The sequence below is a fragment of the Curtobacterium sp. VKM Ac-2884 genome (genome assembly GCF_015350945.1).
Classification (GTDB): domain Bacteria; phylum Actinomycetota; class Actinomycetes; order Actinomycetales; family Microbacteriaceae; genus Curtobacterium.
Map to the genome: position 1 here is coordinate 276,289 of NZ_JADKSA010000002.1, position 12,721 is coordinate 289,009.

15 protein-coding genes are annotated in these 12,721 nt (G+C 71.2%); 9 read left to right on the forward strand and 6 right to left on the reverse strand.

What is annotated here, in order from left to right; genetic code table 11:
* The first annotated feature begins 14 nt into the window (after window positions 1-14).
* From ITJ60_RS05720 to ITJ60_RS05745, 6 genes are all read left to right on the forward strand, one after another.
* The gene (locus tag ITJ60_RS05720; protein ID WP_194647263.1) at window positions 15-716 is read left to right on the forward strand and encodes an SDR family oxidoreductase; all 702 of its coding nucleotides are present in this window, start codon (window positions 15-17) and stop codon (window positions 714-716) included.
* A 150-nt stretch (window positions 717-866) separates the two neighbouring features.
* Complete coding sequence (locus ITJ60_RS05725) at window positions 867-1,325, forward strand: hypothetical protein (RefSeq protein ID WP_131845126.1); 459 nt, start codon at window positions 867-869, stop codon at window positions 1,323-1,325.
* A gap of 118 nt (window positions 1,326-1,443) precedes the next feature.
* The gene (locus ITJ60_RS05730; protein WP_123671327.1) at window positions 1,444-2,142 is read left to right on the forward strand and encodes a GAF and ANTAR domain-containing protein; all 699 of its coding nucleotides are present in this window, start codon (window positions 1,444-1,446) and stop codon (window positions 2,140-2,142) included.
* Between the two features lie 12 nt (window positions 2,143-2,154).
* Window positions 2,155-2,871 carry an ANTAR domain-containing protein gene (locus tag ITJ60_RS05735; RefSeq protein WP_194647264.1) on the forward strand — a complete coding sequence of 239 codons (717 nt, stop codon included), beginning with the start codon at window positions 2,155-2,157 and terminating at the stop codon, window positions 2,869-2,871.
* Between the two features lie 96 nt (window positions 2,872-2,967).
* Window positions 2,968-4,059, forward strand: a complete 1,092-nt coding sequence (locus tag ITJ60_RS05740) for a fatty acid desaturase family protein (RefSeq protein WP_123339544.1) — start codon at window positions 2,968-2,970, stop codon at window positions 4,057-4,059.
* A 125-nt stretch (window positions 4,060-4,184) separates the two neighbouring features.
* Window positions 4,185-5,186, forward strand: a complete 1,002-nt coding sequence (locus ITJ60_RS05745; RefSeq protein WP_194647265.1) for a matrixin family metalloprotease — start codon at window positions 4,185-4,187, stop codon at window positions 5,184-5,186.
* A 45-nt stretch (window positions 5,187-5,231) separates the two neighbouring features.
* Here ITJ60_RS05745 and ITJ60_RS05750 read toward each other — a convergent pair whose 3' ends face one another.
* On the reverse strand, window positions 5,232-5,882 hold the full coding sequence (locus ITJ60_RS05750; protein ID WP_123339355.1) for an SDR family oxidoreductase: 651 nt from the start codon (window positions 5,880-5,882) through the stop codon (window positions 5,232-5,234).
* Window positions 5,883-5,987: 105 nt separating this feature from the next.
* Between ITJ60_RS05750 and ITJ60_RS05755 the strand changes: the two genes are divergently transcribed.
* Together ITJ60_RS05755 and ITJ60_RS05760 are read left to right on the forward strand one after the other, a co-directional pair.
* A complete protein-coding gene (locus ITJ60_RS05755; protein WP_123671330.1) occupies window positions 5,988-6,476 on the forward strand; it encodes a DUF4126 family protein in 489 nt (162 codons plus the stop codon).
* Window positions 6,476-7,447: an NAD-dependent epimerase/dehydratase family protein gene (locus ITJ60_RS05760; RefSeq protein WP_194647266.1), complete on the forward strand. Its 972-nt coding sequence runs from the start codon at window positions 6,476-6,478 to the stop codon at window positions 7,445-7,447. Before ITJ60_RS05755 ends, ITJ60_RS05760 begins: the two co-directional genes overlap by 1 nt.
* A 16-nt stretch (window positions 7,448-7,463) precedes the next feature.
* Here ITJ60_RS05760 and ITJ60_RS05765 read toward each other — a convergent pair whose 3' ends face one another.
* Window positions 7,464-8,162 carry a carboxymuconolactone decarboxylase family protein gene (locus tag ITJ60_RS05765; RefSeq protein ID WP_194647267.1) on the reverse strand — a complete coding sequence of 233 codons (699 nt, stop codon included), beginning with the start codon at window positions 8,160-8,162 and terminating at the stop codon, window positions 7,464-7,466.
* Between the two features lie 123 nt (window positions 8,163-8,285).
* Between ITJ60_RS05765 and ITJ60_RS05770 the strand changes: the two genes are divergently transcribed.
* Complete coding sequence (locus ITJ60_RS05770; protein WP_194647601.1) at window positions 8,286-9,302, forward strand: aldo/keto reductase; 1,017 nt, start codon at window positions 8,286-8,288, stop codon at window positions 9,300-9,302.
* A gap of 80 nt (window positions 9,303-9,382) precedes the next feature.
* Here the strand turns inward: ITJ60_RS05770 and ITJ60_RS05775 are convergent, their stop codons facing one another.
* From ITJ60_RS05775 to ITJ60_RS05790, 4 genes are all read right to left on the reverse strand, one after another.
* On the reverse strand, window positions 9,383-9,586 hold the full coding sequence (locus tag ITJ60_RS05775; protein WP_123671333.1) for a hypothetical protein: 204 nt from the start codon (window positions 9,584-9,586) through the stop codon (window positions 9,383-9,385).
* Window positions 9,583-10,461 carry a helix-turn-helix domain-containing protein gene (locus tag ITJ60_RS05780; RefSeq protein ID WP_194647268.1) on the reverse strand — a complete coding sequence of 293 codons (879 nt, stop codon included), beginning with the start codon at window positions 10,459-10,461 and terminating at the stop codon, window positions 9,583-9,585. Before ITJ60_RS05780 ends, ITJ60_RS05775 begins: the two co-directional genes overlap by 4 nt.
* Before the next feature lie 52 nt (window positions 10,462-10,513).
* Window positions 10,514-11,392, reverse strand: coding sequence for a helix-turn-helix transcriptional regulator (locus ITJ60_RS05785; RefSeq protein WP_123339361.1), 879 nt, complete (start codon window positions 11,390-11,392; stop codon window positions 10,514-10,516).
* Window positions 11,393-11,455: 63 nt separating this feature from the next.
* The gene (locus ITJ60_RS05790; RefSeq protein ID WP_323749112.1) at window positions 11,456-12,619 is read right to left on the reverse strand and encodes a PQQ-dependent sugar dehydrogenase; all 1,164 of its coding nucleotides are present in this window, start codon (window positions 12,617-12,619) and stop codon (window positions 11,456-11,458) included.
* Window positions 12,620-12,721 lie beyond the last annotated feature (102 nt).

A 12,721-nucleotide genomic window follows, 5' to 3' on the forward strand; every position in this document is an offset into this window, starting at 1 on the left:
CAGGAGGAGACACCATGGACATCGCTGGATCGGTCGCACTCGTCACCGGCTCGAACCGGGGCATCGGACGCCGCTTCGCCCTGCAGTTGCTGGAGCGCGGCGCCACCAAGGTCTACGCGACCGCACGCCGACCCGAGCTCGTGGACATCGAGGGCGTCGTGGCGCTGCCGCTCGACATCACCGACCAGGCGTCGGTCGAGGCGGCGGCCGCAGCCGCCGGCGACGTCACCCTGCTCGTGAACAACGCGGGCATCTCGACCACGGGCTCGCTGCTCACCGACGACCTGACCGACGCGCGCCGCGAGATGGACACGCACTACTGGGGGAACCTCGCGATGATCCGGGCGTTCGCACCGGTGATCGAGCGGAACGGCGGCGGCGGCATCGTGAACGTCCTGTCCGCACTGTCCTGGTTCGTCTACCCGGGATCCGGCGCGTACGCGGCGGCGAAGGCCGCCGAGTGGAACCTGACGAACGCGGTGCGGCTGGAGCTCGCCGGCAAGGGGATCAGCGTGCAGGGGCTGCACCTCGGGGCGGCGGACACGGACATGATGGACGGCTACGAGGGGCCGAAGGTCGACCCGGCCGACGTGGCGCGGGCCGCGCTGGACGGTGTCGAGCAGGGTGCGGCCGAGGTCGTCGTCGACGAGTGGAGCAGCGCGGTGAAGGCGTCGCTGTCGCAGGACCCGTCGACGTTCTACGCGCAGTTCGCCTGAGCGAGGTGACGCCGGGGCGTGGTGGAGCCCCGGCGTCGGGCCGCGGCTGGGAGTGCTCACATCCGCGGGTCCCACACTGACGCCACGGTGTCGCCGTACCGAGTCCGAGATCCTCTCGAGCTCCCGCGGGGAGCCGCCAAGGGAGTCATCATGACGGACCAGTCCGAGGCGGCCTCGACGCCGCTCGCGCTCACGAGTGTGGTGGCCTCCGGCCTGCCCACCGAGCTCGGCAAGCCCACGGCGGCGAAGTACTACGACGTCCCGGCGGTGTTCAACCGCCGACCCGACGCAGCCGAGATGGCCGGCCTGCGCGGTGCCGACGGACACGCGCAGCTCGTGACGGCCGGCTACCCCGACGTCACGCTCGACGTGCAGGACCGTCGTCTCGTCATCGGCAACACGAACCTCGGACAGCTCGAACGCGGTCTCGCCACGGTGGTCGCGACGATCGTCGACGTCGTGAGCCGGGCGTCGCTGTTCGACAAGGAGCAGGTCCGAGACGCAGCCCGCATCGAGTTCGACGACCGCACCGCACGGGCCCGCGAGGTCACGCGGGCGGCGGAGCGGATCCACTTCGTGCCGGAGCCGTCGCACGTCAGCGCGGGCTGACCGTGTCCGCGCGGGTCGACGTGCCCGGCGGGCGACGCCCGCGGGGCACTGCGCTAGCGTTGCACAACGCGGGGACCGGATCAGCCCCGCGTTCACGGACCCGGACGGTTTCCTCGCGATGAACGACTTCACGACGGCAGTCTCCGCACTGCAGGCCGCACCCGACGGCACCGACATGTGCCCGCCGTTCCTGACGACGCTGCCCGTGACCGGGGTCGGCATCTCCACCCTCGGCAACCCACTCGGGTCGGCGACGGTGTGCGCGAGCGACGCGCGCGCCGCGCGGATCGACGAGATCCAGTTCGACCTCGGCGAGGGCCCGTGCTGGCAGGCGCTGACGACCCGCCGCCCGGTCCTGGAGTCCGACCTGTCCGGCACGACGAACACCGACTGGCCGCTCGCGCTCGAGGAACTCCTCCGCGCCGGGGTCGGGGCGGTGTTCTCGTTCCCGATGCGCATCGGGACGATCCCGGTCGGCGCCGTCGACCTGTCCGTGGACAGCGAGCGCACCCTGACCGTGGGGCAGATCCGCGGCGCCGTGGAGCTCACCGAGGTCGCAGCCCGTCGGGTGCTCCGTGGTGCCCTGCTCGCCGCGGCCGCCGACGGCCGTGCCGACATGGGCACCAGCCGCTACTCCCGACGAGAGGTGCACCAGGCGACCGGCATGGTCGCAGCACAGCTCGGGGTGGACGTCACCGACGCCCTCCTCGTGTTGCAGGCGCACGCCTTCGCCACCGAACGCACCGTCCGCGACGTCTCGAACGACGTCATCGCTCGCCGCATCGACCTCGCCCGGCCGTACGGTTCCGAGAACTGAGGAGCACGCACCATGGCACCGACCCGCGAGCGCCGGCTCATCGACACCTTCGTCACGCTGACCGACACCCTCGTCGACGAGTACGACGTCGTCGACCTCCTGCAGAACCTGGTCGACAGCGTCGTCGACATCTTCGACGCCTCGGCGGCCGGCATCCTGCTGGCCAACCAGCACCAGGAACTCGAGGTCGTGGCGTCGACCAGTGAGCGGTCCAGCTTCGTCGGACTCCTGCAGCTCGACGCCGGCGAAGGGCCGTGCGTGGAGTGCTTCGCGACCGGGCGTCCGGTGTCCGTCAGCGACCAGGCGGAGATGCAACGCCGGTGGCCGATCTTCGCCGCAGCGTCCGCCGAGTCGGGGTACGCGTCGGTGCACGCGATCCCGATGCGGTTGCGGGACACCACGCTCGGTTCGCTCAACCTGTTCCGCGAGACCGAGGGGGCGCTGAACCGCGACGACGCCCTGGCAGCACAGGCCCTGACCGACGTCGCGACCATCAGCATCCTGCAGCAGCGGACCCTGCAGCACGCGGCGCTGACGCAGGCGCAGTTGCAGCGAGCCCTCGACAGCCGGGTCGTGATCGAGCAGGCCAAGGGGTTCGTGGCGTACACGCACTCGGTCGACACCGAGGCGGCGTTCGAACTGCTGCGGCAGTACGCGCGGTCGAACCAGGAGCGCCTCGCCGACGTCGCCCGAGCCATCGTCGAACGCCGCCTGGTCCTGCCCGCCTGATCCCGTGTGTCCCCGGTCCGGGCCGGCGTACGATCACGAGCAAGTCGTAGCCCCGGACCCCGGTTGCAGGCGCAGCACTGGATCCAGGAGGAAACCATGGGCGACGAACTGGTCGTACCGACGGGCTACCGGAAGACCGAACGACGGTCGGCTCGTACCGACACCACCTCGACCTACACCGCGCTGCTCGCGCAGGTCCGCACCGCTGGGCTGCTCGGTCGCCGCACGGGCTGGTACTGGGGCCTCATCGCGGTGCTCGCCGCGCTGCTCGGCGTCACCGGCGGGGCGTTCGCCGTGCTCGGCGGCTCCTGGTACCAGTTGATCGTGGCCGGGGTGCTGGGCGCCCTGTTCACGCAGTTCGCGTTCCTGTCGCACGAGGCCGCCCACCGACAGGTGTTCGCGTCGCACCACTGGAACGACCGGGCGGCCCGGTACGCCGGCACGTTCCTGACGGGCATCAGCTACGCGTGGTGGATGAACAAGCACACCCGGCACCACGCCAACCCGAACACCGTCGGCAAGGACCCCGACATCTCGTTCGACGCGATCTCGTTCCGGCCCGAGGACGCTGCCAGCCGGACCGGGTTCCTGCGCGTGCTCGTCCGCGTGCAGGGGTACGCGTTCTTCCCGATGCTCCTGGTCGAGGGCGTGAACCTGCACTGGCAGTCGATCCGCACGTACACGAGCCGTGGCCCGGTGAAGCGGCGGTGGGCCGAGGGGTCCGTCTTCGTCGGCCGGTTCGTGCTCTACCTGGGGGTCGTGTTCTGGTTCCTGCCGGTCGGCATCGCCTTCGCGTTCCTCGGTGTGCAGCTCGCCGTGTTCGGGTTCCTCATGGGGATCGCGTTCGCGCCGAACCACAAGGGCATGCCCGTCATCGAACCCGGTCGCCGCGTGGACTTCTTCTCACGCCAGGTCCTGACCTCGCGCGACATCGGCGGCGGCGCCTGGGTCGAGTACTTCATGGGCGGTCTGAACCACCAGGTCGAGCACCACCTGTTCCCGAGTATGGCCCGACCGAACCTGCGGGCCGCCCGGGACATGGTCCGGAAGTACTGCGCCGACCAGGGCGTGCCGTACACCGAGACGACGCTGGTGCACTCCTACGTCATCGTGGTCCGGTACCTCAATGAGGTCGGCCTGGCGGCTCGCGACCCGTTCGCGTGTCCGATGGTGGAGCGGCTGCGCTGACCGACCGCGACGGCTGGGCGCTTCCTGTCCTGTTGGCGCAGCCCTGGACCTGACGGGGGCTCATCGGCGAGCATGGACCCGATCAGGGACGGCGGGCACAGGGGCCCACCGCGGGAAGGGCAACCATGCGTCCTGTCAGGAACACGCTCACCACCGGGGCGGTCATCGCACTCGTCGTCGGCCTCACCGCGACGGCGGCACCCGCGCAGGCGACGACGCCGGGGACATCGGCGCCGACGGACGGTACCCGGTGCGCAGCGCAGACGCTCTCGGTGCAGACGCTCCGGTCCGGGTGCACGGTCTCGTCGGGCACGGTCGCGTTACCGGACGGACGCACGTTCTCCGTGCCGGCGCCCGGTGAGAGCGTCATGGCCAGCAGCTCGTCGGCGCCGGGTGCTCCGGAGCTGGCGGAGGTCGTCATCGCGAACACCGGCTCCGGCGGTGTCGCGGTCCGCATCGACGAGGCATGGAGCGGTTCGGCGCCCGCCGTGCGCCGCGAGCAAGCGAGGAGCGCGGCAGCCAGCGCACCCGCAGCGCCGGCCGCCACGACCGCGGCCACCACCAAGTGCACCAGCACGGCCAACGCACGGAACGGGTACCGCTGGTCGAGCACCGTGAAGTGGTACTACAACGAGTCCGGCCAGCGGTCGACGTACGCCAAGGACGCCCTGCGCAAGGCGGCGAACGCCTGGACCGGCACGATCGCGTCGTGCGGCCGCTCGGTGACCTCGTCGGCGCGCAACTCCTACGTCCGCCTGGCGACCCAGGCCCCCGGGCTGACCGACAAGGGCGGGTGCACGGCGAGCAACGGCTACAGCGTGGTCGGCTGGGGAAAGCTGCCCTCCGGCACCCTCGGGGTGACGTGCGTCTGGTACGACGGCAACGGCATCGCGAAGGAGTCCGACCAGCGGTACGCCACGAGCTACAACTGGAGCTCGACGGCCACCTGCTCGGGCGCACGGTTCGACACCCAGGCGGTCGCCACCCACGAGTGGGGACACCTGTACGGACTCGGCCACGTGCAGACCGGCACCGATCAGGTCATGGAGCCGTCCGGCGGCTACTGCGACACCGGCTCACGCACGCTCGGGTTCGGCGACATGACCGGCATCGCGGCGATCTACTGAGGCGCGGCTGCGGGCCGCGCCCCGTCGTCAGACCGCGCCCCGTCGTCAGACGGCGTCGGCCCGAAGGAAGTCCGCGATCGGGGTCGATCCCGAGTTGAACCGGATGGTGTTGCCCGCCGTGCCGGGGGTCTCGAGCACGTCGGCGATCACGTGTGCGACGTCGCCGCGCGGCACGTCGCTCGACGAGCCCGCCCAGTCGACCGAGCCGGTGGCCTCGTCGTCCGTCAGGGTGCTCGGCGCCACGATGGTCCACTGCAGACCGGAGTCGCGCACCACGGCGTCGGCGACCGCCTTCGACTGCGCGTAGGCGAAGAAGTCGTTGTCCTGCGGTACCCCGTGGTCGAGCTGCGACCCGGACCACGACACCATGACGTAGCGGTCGACGCCGGCCTGCTTCGCGCCCTGCACCGACAGGATCGCGGCGTCGCGGTCGATCGCCCACGTGCGGTCGGCGGACCCGCCGCCGGCACCGGCGGACCACACGACGGCGTCGTGCCCGTGGACGAGCTCCGCGAAGTCGGTCAGGGACTGCTGCTGGATGTCCGCGACCCGGGGTTCGCCGCCGTGGGCACGGATCTCGTCGGACTGGTCCGCGTCGCGGATGACCGAGGTGACGGTGTGGCCGCGGTCGCTGAGGATGCGGGTGGTGAGGAGTGCGACCTTGCCGTGGCCGCCGAAGACGATGACGTTGCTCATGCGGCGGACGCTACTCGGGCCAGCTCAGTACCCAGTCCGTGAGGACCCTCGGAGCGCTCGCGGCCTGCGTGCGTACGGTCGGACCTGACCACGTCTGGAGACACGATGAGCACGCAGCACGAGCAGCACACCCTGGTCCGCACCCTGGTGCTCGGTATCCTGAGCGGCGGCCGCAGTGCCACCCCACTCGCGGTACTGGCGCTGAACCACGACCGGTCCTCGTTGAAGGGGTCGTGGCAAGACTGGAAGGTCTTCAGCACCCCGCTCGGCCGCGGACTCCTCGTCGCCTCGGCCGTCGGTGAACTCATCGGCGACAAGCTGCCGATGACCCCGAACCGCATCTCCCCCGCCGGCCTGATCGGCCGCATCGGGTCCGGTGCGCTCGTCGGCGCAGCACTCGGCACGACCGGCAAGCGCGACCTGCGCATCGAGGGCGCGATCCTCGGCGGCGTCGGTGCGATCGTCGGGTCGTTCGTCGGGTGGGGTGCCCGCAAGCTCGTCGGTGCCACCACCCGCCTGCCCGACCCGGTCGTGGCGCTCGCCGAGGACGCCGCGACCATCGCCGGCTCCGTGAAGGTCATCACCGCCGACTGATGCGCATCGTCGTCATCGGAGCCACCGGTCACATCGGCACGTTCCTCGTCCCCCGCCTCGTCCGCGCCGGTCACGAGGTCGTCGCCATCAGTCGCGGCACCAGCACCCCCTACGCCGACTCCCCCGAGTGGCAGCAGGTCGAACGCGTCACCGCGGACCGCGAGCAGGAGGACCGCGACGGCACGTTCGGAGCGCGGATCGCCGCGCTCGGCGCCGCCGCCGTCGTCGACCTCGTCTGCTTCACCGAGTCGTCCGCCGCCGCTCTCGTCGAAGCGCTCCGCGACACGGAAACGCACCTCGTGCACTGCGGATCGATCTGGCGCGCGGGTGCATCCCGTGTGCTGCCGATCACCGAGGACGACTTCACGCCGCCCTTCGGCGACTACGGCGTGCAGAAGGACGCGATCGCCCGGATGCTCAAGAAAGAAACCGCGTCAGGGGGTTTGGCGACGACGACGCTGCACCCGGGTCACATCAGCGGTCCGGGCTGGGTGCCGATCGGTCCGCTCGGTAACCTCGACCCGTCGGTGCTGACGAGGCTGTCCGCCGGCGACGCGATCGAGGTCCCCGGCCTCGGTGCCGAGACCATGGCCCACGTGCACGCGGACGACGTCGCGCAGGCCTTCCAGCTCGCCGTCGAACACCGCGGGGCGGCGGTCGGCGAGGACTTCTTCGTCACGGCCCCGACGGCGCTCACCGCGCGTGGGTACGCCCACCTGGCAGCGTCGTGGTTCGGCCAGGAGGCCCGGCTCGAGTCCGTCAGCTGGGACCGGTTCCGCGAGACCACGGCTCCAGAGCACGCTGGCGCGAGCTGGGAGCACCTGTCACGCAGCCAGGTGTTCAGCGTCGAGAAGGCCCGCCGTCTGCTCGGTTACGCGCCCGGGTTCACCGCCGAACAGACGGTGCTCGACGCCGTCCGCTGGCAGGTCGACCACGATCAGCTCGAGGTCGCCGGCCCCCTCGTCGTCTGACAGACCGGCCGCGACCTCAGTCGGCAGGCGCGCCCTCGTTCACGGCGGCGAGCCCGTTGAGCGTCCGCGGGTAACCGATCACGGGCACCAGGACGGTGAGCACGTCGAGCAGCTGCTGCCGGGTGTTCCCGACGTGCAGGTTGCCCGCGACGTGTCCCGTGACCTGCGCGTCCGCACCGCCGAGTGCGACGAGGACCGCGAACGTCAGCAGCTCACGCGTCGGCAGGTCGAGCCCGTCCCGTCCGACGGTGTCGCCGAAGCAGTTGCCGGACAGGAACCGCTGGAAGTGCACGGTGTCGTCGGCGGCGTTCTCGTACATCGCGTCGACACGTCCGGCGCCGACGACGGCGCTCTGGACCGCACGGCCCCGTTCGAGTCGGTCGCCGGGGGTGGTCGTCGACTGGCCCGGGAGCGGCAGCTCGACACCGCGCGCGATCAACACGTCGTTGGTGATCGTGAGGAAGTCCGAGGCGCGCGCGGACCCGACGTAGGCGACGGCCTGGTAGCCGATCTCCTTCGCCTCGACCGGGGTCAGTGACTCGTCGAGCGCGGTGCCGAGCAGCTGTCGGAAGGCGGTCTGCGCGCCGGCGGCGATCATCGCGCCGAGTTGCACAACCGCGCGGTGGTGGCTGCTGAGCGACGCGTGCTGCAGCGTCTCGTCCACGAAGTCGGCGTGGTACTGGGCGAACTCGGGGTCGGTCTCGGCGAACGTCATGCCCTCGACGCTACGACCGCCCCGCCGACCGAGGGAGGTAAGGGCCTCCCCCCTTTCGCCGTGGGCGACCGGCCTAGCGTGGCAGCCGTGCCCGGCGAGACCCGCGGGCACGGAGAGGAAACCATGGAGTACCGCCAGCTCGGACGCACCGGCGTCGAGGTGAGCCCACTCGCTCTGGGCACCATGATGTTCGGTCCGTGGGCGAACGCCGACGTCGACGACTCGATCCGGATCATCCACCGCGCCCTCGACGCGGGCATCAACTTCGTCGACACCGCCGACGCCTACTCGGATGGCGTCTCCGAGGAGATCGTCGGCAAGGCCATCAAGGACCGCCGTGACGACGTCGTGCTCGCCACGAAGTTCTTCATGCCGATGGGCGAGGGCCCGAACCGCTCCGGAGGCTCACGCCGCTGGATCGTGCAGGAAGTCGAGAACTCCCTGCGCCGCCTCGGCACGGACCACATCGACCTGTACCAGGTGCACCGTCCGTCCCCGACGACGGACGTCGAGGAGACCCTGGGCGCACTGACCGACCTGGTCCGCCAGGGCAAGGTCCGGAACATCGGATCGTCGTCGTACTCGGGCGCCGAGATCGTCGAGGCCCAGTGGACCTCGGAGCGTCGTGGGCTCGAGCGCTTCCGCACCGAGCAGCCGCCGTACTCGATCCTGGTGCGCGGCATCGAGGAGGACGTCCTGCCGACCACGCAGCGCTACGGCATGGGCACCCTCGTCTACAGCCCGCTCGGCGGCGGCTGGCTCAGTGGCCGCTGGCGCAAGGACGCTCCCGGCACCCCGACGGCGAAGCACCGCCCCGCGGCCCGGTTCGACATGTCGACGCCCGCGAACCAGCGGAAGCTCGACATCGTCGAGGAACTCGCACTCCTGGCCGAGGCGCAGGACATGTCCCTCATCGAGATGTCGCTGGCGTGGGTGATCCGGCACCCCGGCGTCACGAGCGCGATCATCGGCCCGCGCACCATGGAGCAACTCGAGTCGCAGCTCCCCGCCGCCGACCGCGTGCTCAGCGACGAGGTCCTGGACCGCATCGACGAGCTCGTCGCACCGGGCGTCACGATCAACCCCGACGACAACAGCTACGGGCAGCACACCCTGGTACCCGCCGCACGTCGCCGGTGAACGCGACCGACTGACGGACGGGAGGCCCGTGGCCAGCTGGCCACGGGCCTCCCGTCCGCCATCTGGGCACGCGCACGACGTCAGCGACGTCGGAACAGCTCGCCGAGGTGCCACGGGCCGGGCGCGAGGCGCACGGCGGCCTCGGCACGCACGCGCTCCTCGAGCGCACGGTCGCGGGTCAGGTCGTGGATCTCCTGCTCCGCGCGCCAGCGGAACCGCAACCGGCCGAGGAACCCGAGCGGTGCAGCGGCTGCGGTCGTCGGGACGGACTCGGTCTCGCTCATGCGTCCTCCGGTTCCGGTTCCGGGACGGCCGCGGCCGTCGTGGCGACGAGGTTCGCGAGCAGCTGCAGGCGTTCCTCGGACGGTGAGCCCGGCTTGGTGCCGTAGGCGATGAGCGTCAGACCGGTGTCGGTCGCGAGCTCCATCGTCTCGTACGTCAGGTCGAGGTCGCCGACCTCGGGGTGGTGCACCCGCTTCGAGCCGTTCAGGTGCCGCATGACGCCGTGCGCGGCCCAGCGCTGCCGGAACTCCTCGCTGCGGGTGGAGAGCTCGCCGATCAGGTCGGTCAGTCCCTTGTCGTACGGCGACCGGGCGGCCTCGGCACGGAGCACGGCCACCATGTCGCTCGCGACGACGTCCCAGTCGCGCCAGAACTCCTGACCGCGCGGGTCGAGGAACGCGAAGCGGGCGGTGTTCGGGGTGCCGGCGGGGTCGAGGAACAGCGGCGAGTACAGCGCACGTGCCAGGGCGTTGCCGGCCAGGAAGTCCGAGCGGCCGTTGCGCACCCACGCGGGCATGGTCATGCCGTCGAGCATGCGCTGCACGTTCGGTCGGACCTTCGACGTCGGGGGCTTCCGCCGCGTGGTCGCCGAGGCGTTCTGCACGCGGGCCAGGTCGAACAGGTGCGCGTGCTCGGCGTCGTCGAGGCGCAACGCGCGCGACAGCGACTCGAGCACGCTCTCCGAGACGCCGGTGAGGTTCCCGCGCTCGAGGCGGATGTAGTAGTCGACGCTCATGCCGGCGATGAGCGCGAGCTCCTCGCGGCGGAGACCCTTGACCCGTCGGGCGCCACCGAAGTCGGGCAGCCCGACCTGCTGCGGCGTGACGCGCTCGCGGCGGGTGCGGAGGAAGTCGCGCACTTCGCTTCTGGTGTCCATGCGTCCACGGTAGGACGGTGCCGCGCGGGGAAGAAGGGGTTGCTGGTACCCGTCAGGCGGATGCGCGAGCGCGTTCCGCGATCTGCTCCGTCGCCGCCCACGATGCGAGCAGGCGGAGCGCGTCAGCGGTCGGGCTGCCCGGGGTCGCCGGATAGATCGTGAGCGCGAGCCCGGGGTCCTCGGCGAGTTCGAGCGTCTGGAAGTGCAGTTCGAGCGGACCGACCACGGCGTGCCGGAAGGACTTCACGCCGGCGTAGTGGCGGCGGACGTCGTGCGCGGCCCAGAGGGCGCGGAAGTCGTCGCTCCGCATCGACAGTTCGCCGATGAGGGCTGCGAGGTCACGGTCGTTCGGTGTACGCCCGGCCTCGCGCCGCAGGATCGCGACGTTCGTGTGCGCCGCCCGCTGCCAGTCCTGGTAGAAGTTCCGGGCCTGCGGGTCGAGGAAGATGAAGCGCGAGAAGTTCATCGGCCGTGCCGGTGCCGCGACCAGGTCCGAGTGCATCGCGTAGCCGAGCGCGTTGGCGGCGACGATGTCCTGCCGGTTGTTGATGATCATCGCCGGCGCATCGGTGATGACGTCGAGCAGGTACTGCAGTTCCGGGCGGACGGCGGCCACCGGCACCACCTTGCCCGCGCGCCGCGGTGTCGCGTTCTGGTGCCGGGACAGGTCGCGCAGGTGCTCGAGCTCGGCGGCGTCGAGCTGCAGTGCGCCGGCGACGGCCTCAAGCACGCTGTCCGAGACGCCCTGCAGGTTCCCCCGCTCCAGCCGCGTGTAGTAGTCGATGCTGACGCCTGCCAGCCGTGCGACCTCTTCGCGCCGGAGCCCGGTGACCCGACGGCGGGTGCCGAACGTCTCGACCCCGGCTTGCTCGGGGGTGATGCGGGCGCGACGGCTGGACAGGAAGTCGCGGGCTTCGTCGCGGTGGTTCATGCCGTCACGGTAACCGGCTGGACAGCGTGCGAGCGAGGGGCTGCCGGAACCCCTGTGGGGTCGTCACGACCGCGTGAGCGGGACCGAGACGATGCGATCGTCCCCCGCTGCGGGGTCACCACGGCCGTCGGTGTTGTTCGTGACGAACCAGAGGGTGTCCGCCGGCCCCTCGAGCACGGTCCGGATCCGGCCGAAGTCGCCCGGGAAGTACTCGGTCGAGGTCCCCGGGTCGTCCGCCGGGATCGCCCGGAGCACCTCGCCGCGCAGGTTGGCCACGAACACGGTGTCGTCGACGACCGTCAGGCCGCTCGGGGACGCCTCGTCCGTCGACCACTGCTGCACCGGGTCGACGAAGCCCTGGTCCTCGCCGCCCTTGCCCTCGACCTCGGGCCAGCCGTAGTTCTCGCCCGCCTCGATCACGTTCAGCTCGTCGAGGGTGTTCTCGCCGAACTCCGACGCGAACATCGTGCCGTCGGAGGACCACCCCAGGCCCTGCACGTTGCGGTGCCCGAGGCTCCAGACGGGGGACCCGTCGAACGGGTTGTCGTCCGGTACGTCGCCGTCCGGGGTGAGCCGCAGGATCTTGCCCGCGAGCGAGTCCTCGTCCTGCGCGTCACTGCTCGTGCCGGCGTCCCCGACGCTGGCGTAGAGCATGTCGTCGGGGCCGAAAGCGATGCGGCCGCCGTCGTGGAACGTGTTCGACGGCAGCCCGTCGATGATGGTCGTGGCGTCGCCGAGCGCCCACGACCCGGCGCTGCCCGTCAGTTCGAACCGCTGGATCCGGTTGCCGTCGTCGGCCGTCGAGTACACGAACAGGTCGTCGTCGTGCAGGGCCAGCCCGAGCAGCCCGCCCTCGCCGCCGTGGCTGACGCCGTCGACGGTGCCCACCTCGCGCGTGGAGCCGTCGTCCCGCAGCTCGAGGACCTTCGCGGAGTCGCGTTCGCTGACCAGGGCGTCGCCGTCGTCGCCGGTGCGGACGACCGACCACGGTGCCTCGAGCCCGGTGACCACGTCACTGGTGTCGCCGTCGAGCGCGACCTGTCCGGTGGGCAGGTCGGCGGGGGCGGTGGCACGGGTGCTCGCCGACGAGCCGCGGTCGTCGTCCGGCGCGGCATCCGCGCAGCCGCTCAGGGCGAGGGCGGCCACGGCGGCGATGCCCGCTGCGGACCAGGCGCGTCGGGTGCGGGTCGGGCTCGGCTGCTGGGTCGGGTGTTCGCTGCTGTCCACGGTGGTCCTCCCGGATCGTCCGTCGATCACACACGCCGTGTTCGGGAAACGGCTGAGGGGTACGACCGGCACCTCCCTCCGGTGCGCACATCGGCCTACCGT